Annotated in this window: 4 protein-coding genes; all 4 read left to right on the plus strand. The window is 71.7% G+C overall.

The genetic code is table 11. The features are described 5' to 3' along the window. Positions 1-1,460 (plus strand): putative PEP-binding protein (locus ACTHMS_RS19270; protein ID WP_440308283.1); only part of this gene is annotated, 1,460 nt, incomplete at its 5' end. A gap of 30 nt (positions 1,461-1,490) precedes the next feature. After that, positions 1,491-2,729 carry an aminopeptidase gene (locus tag ACTHMS_RS19275; protein WP_440308284.1) on the plus strand — a complete coding sequence of 413 codons (1,239 nt, stop codon included), beginning with the start codon at positions 1,491-1,493 and terminating at the stop codon, positions 2,727-2,729. 52 nt (positions 2,730-2,781) lie between these two features. After that, a complete protein-coding gene (locus ACTHMS_RS19280) occupies positions 2,782-3,261 on the plus strand; it encodes a YbjN domain-containing protein (protein ID WP_440308285.1) in 480 nt (159 codons plus the stop codon). A gap of 1 nt (position 3,262) precedes the next feature. Beyond that, positions 3,263-3,944, plus strand: a 682-nt coding sequence (locus ACTHMS_RS19285) for a deoxyguanosinetriphosphate triphosphohydrolase (RefSeq protein WP_440308286.1), incomplete at its 3' end; no start/stop codon positions are given.

The following is a 3,944-nucleotide window of genomic DNA, read 5'->3' on the forward strand; positions in this document are numbered from 1 at the left end:
GCTACACCGCGGTGAAGTGGTCGCGGTCGGGCGAGTCGGTGATCCTGGTGCGGCGTGAGACGAACCCGGACGACCTCAACGGCATGATCGCCGCGCGGGGCATCCTCACGTCCCGCGGCGGCAAGACCTCGCACGCGGCGGTCGTGGCGCGCGGCATGGGCAAGACCTGTGTGTGCGGCGTCGAGACGATCGACGTGAACACCAAGGACCGCATCCTGCGCGCCCGCGACGGGCACGGCCGCGTGCTGGAACTGCACGAGGGCGACGTCATCTCGATCGACGGCACCAGCGGCGACGTGTTCGCCGGTGAGGTCGCGGTCGTCGACTCGCCGGTCGTGCGCTACTTCGAGGGCGACGAGACCGCGGCGGGCGACGAGCTCGTGCAGGCCGTCGACCGGATCATGCAGCACGCCGACGGCACCCGCCGGATGTCGGTGCGGGCCAACGCCGACACCGCCGAGGACGCCGCCCGCGCGCGCCGGTTCGGGGCGCAGGGCATCGGGCTGTGTCGCACCGAGCACATGTTCCTCGGCGAGCGGCGCGCGCTGGTCGAGCGGCTGATCCTGGCCGAGAACGACGGCATCCGCGACGAGGCCCTCGCCGCGTTGCTGCCGCTGCAGCGCGAGGACTTCACCGGCATCCTCGAGGCGATGGACGGCCTGCCGGTCACCATCCGCCTGCTCGACCCGCCGCTGCACGAGTTCCTGCCCGACATCACCGAACTCTCGGTACGGGTCGCGGTCGCCGAGGCCCGCGGCGAGCCCCGCGAGGGCGACCTGCGGCTGCTGCAGGCGGTGCACAAGCTGCACGAGCAGAACCCGATGCTCGGCCTGCGCGGCGTCCGACTCGGCGTCGTCATCCCGGGCCTGTTCCAGATGCAGTCGCGCGCGATCCTCGAAGCCGCCGCCGCGCGGATCAAGTCCGGCGGCGTGCCGCGGGTCGAGATCATGGTGCCGCTGGTCGCGAACGTGCAGGAGTTCGAGACCGTCAAGCAGGACATCATCCAGGTCGCCCGCGACGTGCGCGCCGAGACCGGCGTGCACCTCGAGTTCCTCGTCGGCACCATGATCGAACTGCCCCGTGCGGCGCTCACCGCCGACCAGATCGCCGAGGCCGCCGAGTTCTTCTCCTTCGGCACCAACGACCTCACCCAGACCACGTGGGGCTTCAGCCGCGACGACGTCGAGGCCGCGTTCTTCTCGGCCTACCTCGAGAAGGGCATCTTCGGCATCAGCCCGTTCGAGTCGATCGACGTCGACGGCGTCGGCGAACTCGTCCGCATCGCCACCGAGAAGGGCCGCTCACGGCGACCCGGACTCAAACTCGGCGTCTGCGGCGAGCACGGCGGCGACCCCGACTCCGTCCACTTCTTCGAGGCCGCCGGACTCGACTACGTCAGCTGCTCACCGTTCCGCGTCCCCGTCGCACGGCTCGAGGCCGGGCGGTCGGTGCACGACTGACGCGATCGGCCGGACGGGGGAGGGAACCGCATGACCGAGCCGTACGACCACCTGCTCGAGGCCTACGCGCGCCTCGTCGTGCGGGTCGGGGTGAACGTGCAGGTCGGGCAGCGCGTGGTGATCATGGCGCTGCCCGAGCAGGCGCCGGTGGCACGGGCGCTGGCCGAGGAGGCCTACCGCGTCGGTGCGTCGCACGTCTCGATCGACTACGACTTCGACCCGTACGTGCAGCGCGCGCAGGTGAAGTACGCGCCGGACGACCAGCTCGGCCGCGTGCTCGACCACCAGGTCGAGGGCATCAGGGCCATGAGCGACGACCGTCCCGCGGTCATCCGGCTCACCGGCAACCCGCACCCGTCCCTGATGGACGGCCTCGACCCGGCCCGGCTCGCGAAGTCGGCGCCGCTGGCCGCGATGGCGGCGCTGCGCGATCGGCTGATCACCAACGAGGTGGCCTGGACGGTCGTCGGCGCCCCGACACCGGGCTGGGCCGAGAGCATCCTCGGCACGCCGGACACCGCCCGGCTGTGGGACGCCGTCGCCGTGGCCATGCGGCTCGACGAGGACGACCCGGTGCAGGCGTGGCGCGACCACATCGCCCGGCTGCACCAGCGGCGCGACATCCTCAACGCCCGCGGCTTCGACCGCGTGCGGTACCGCGGGCCCGGCACCGACCTCACCGTCGGTGTCTCGCCCGAGTCGTCCTGGGTGGCCGGTGCGATGACGAACGACGCCGGCGTCGACTTCGTCGCGAACATGCCGACCGAGGAGGTCTTCTTCTCGCCCGACTGGCGGCGCGCCGAAGGGCGGGTGCGCACGACCGCGCCGTTCTACCTGATCTCGATGGGCACGCTGGTCGAGGGGCTCGAGCTCGAGCTGCACGACGGTGCGATCGTCGGCGCGTCCGCCGAGCGCGGCGAGCACGAGGTGCAGCAGCAGTTCGAGGTCATCCCGCGCTCGCGGCACCTGGGCGAGATCGCGATCGTCGACGGCTCGTCACGCGTCGCCCGCACGGGCCTGACCTTCAAGGACATGCTCTTCGACGAGAACATCGGCTCGCACATCGCGTGGGGCGCGGGCTTCGCGTTCGCGTGGAACGACGGCGTGCGGATGACCGCCGAGCAGCGCATCGCGTCCGGGCTGAACCAGAGCAACACCCACGTCGACATCGTGGTCGGCAGCCCCGAGGTCGAGATCGACGGCATCGCCGCCGACGGCACGGTCGTCCCGATCACGCGCGGTGACGCGTTCGTGCTCACCGACGCCTGAGCCGGCGGGATCTCGCGTTCGGTCGCGGGGCCGACGCGGTAACGTCGAGCGCGTGTTCCGGCGCCGCCCCGACAACCAGAGCGCGGACCGGCTGGCCTCGCGACGCCGTGATCCGGACGGCGGCACCGCGGTCCTGCCGACCGTCGCGTTGATCCAGCAGCTGCTCGACGAGTTCGGTCTGAAGCACACCATCGACGACGACAACGACCTCACCGTGCGGTGGGAGAAGTGCAGCGTCTACTTCTTCTTCTACGGCGAGAAGAACGAGGTGCTGCAGGCCCGGCTCTACGTGAACCGGCGCTTCAGCGTCGACACCCGCGGCCAGCTGGCGCTGCTGCTCGACGAGTGGAACCGCACCAAGCTTTTCCCGAAGGCGTACACGGTGCTGCCCGACGACGGCATGGTCGGCGTCTGTGCCGAGCAGTGCTTCGACTTCGAGGCCGGTGCGACGCGCGCGCAGCTGAAGTACACGGTCGGGATGTGGATCGACACCCTGCTGCGCTTCGCCGACTGGCTCGACGAGCAGGTCTGAGGTGCCCGGCTACGGGCCGGCCGACGTCGCCCGGCGGGTCGACGAACCCCCGAAGCGGGCGGGGTCGGCCAACGCCGTGCGCGGCCCGTTCGTGCGCGACCGCGCGCGGGTGCTGCACTCGTACGCCTTCCGGCGGCTGGCGGACAAGACGCAGGTGGTCGTCCCCGGCGAGGACGACTTCCCCCGTACCCGGCTGACCCACTCGCTCGAGGTGGCGCAGATCGGGCGGGAGATCGCCGCCGAGCTCGGCTGCGACCCCGACGTTGTCGAGACGGCGGGGCTCGCGCACGACATCGGGCACCCGCCGTTCGGTCACAACGGCGAGCAGGCCCTCGACGCGGTGGCCGGGGCGTGCGGGGGGTTCGAGGGCAACGCGCAGACGTTGCGCGTGCTCACCCGGCTCGAGGCCAAGATCGTGGACGACGCGGGTGAGCCGGCCGGGCTCAACCTGACGCGCGCCGTGCTCGACGCGACGTGCAAGTACCCGTGGCCGAGGCCGGCGGGAGGTGGGAAGTTCGGCCACTACGCCGACGACCTCGCCGCGTTCGAGTGGGCGCGGTCGGGGGTGGCGGCCGGGGCGCGCTGTCTCGAGGCGCAGGTGATGGACTGGGCCGACGACATCGCCTACTCGGTGCACGACGTCGAGGACGGCGTGCACGGCGGGCTGATCCGGCTCGGCACGG

The organism is Jatrophihabitans sp., from assembly GCF_051960575.1.
Taxonomy (GTDB): domain Bacteria; phylum Actinomycetota; class Actinomycetes; order Mycobacteriales; family Jatrophihabitantaceae; genus JBQCEE01.